We start from the raw sequence: 540 nt of genomic DNA, 5'->3' as shown, positions 1-540 counted from the left end.
GGGCGAAGACCGCAAGACCGCGCAGGCGGAGCGCCGTGTCCAGCGCCAATTATTGGCCGCACGGGTCAGCGCGCACCTGGGCGAGCGCCTGGATGGGAACGGCCCGGTCAGTCCCGGCTCGGTGCAGTTACGTCAACGGTTTCTCGATCAGGTCATCACCGTGCTGGCCCAGCGTGGCTGTCCGCTACGTACCCCGGACACCTTGAGTACCGAGCACATCGAGACGCTGCTCGCCCATTGGCAAGCCGGGCGGCTGACCTCTGAAACCCGCCGGGGCTTAGTGCAGTTTCTCATCATGCTCTGTCGCTGGCTGGATCGCTCCGATCTCGCCCTCTACGTACGCGAACAAGTCAATGCCACCCAAACCGCGCCGCGACCGCTCTCTTCTGAATCCGTAGCGGATCGTGAAGCCTTTTTAGAGACCTTGCGGGCGCACGATCCGCGTATTGCGCTGCATATTGAACTGGTCTGGCGACTGGGCCTCACCCACCGCCAAGCGGCCAAGCTCCAACCCGCGCGTTCGTATCACCACGGCGTCTT

Annotated in this window: 1 protein-coding gene; it reads left to right on the top strand. The window is 63.7% G+C overall.

The window, feature by feature from the left end; all coding sequences use genetic code 11:
* A partial coding sequence (locus BN873_RS20490) for a hypothetical protein (RefSeq protein WP_048675448.1) occupies positions 1-540 on the top strand: 540 nt, incomplete at both ends.

It is taken from the genome of Candidatus Competibacter denitrificans Run_A_D11 (assembly GCF_001051235.1).
GTDB classification, from domain to species: Bacteria; Pseudomonadota; Gammaproteobacteria; order Competibacterales; family Competibacteraceae; genus Competibacter_A; species Competibacter_A denitrificans.
This window is presented reverse-complemented; position numbering and strand designations above follow the sequence as displayed.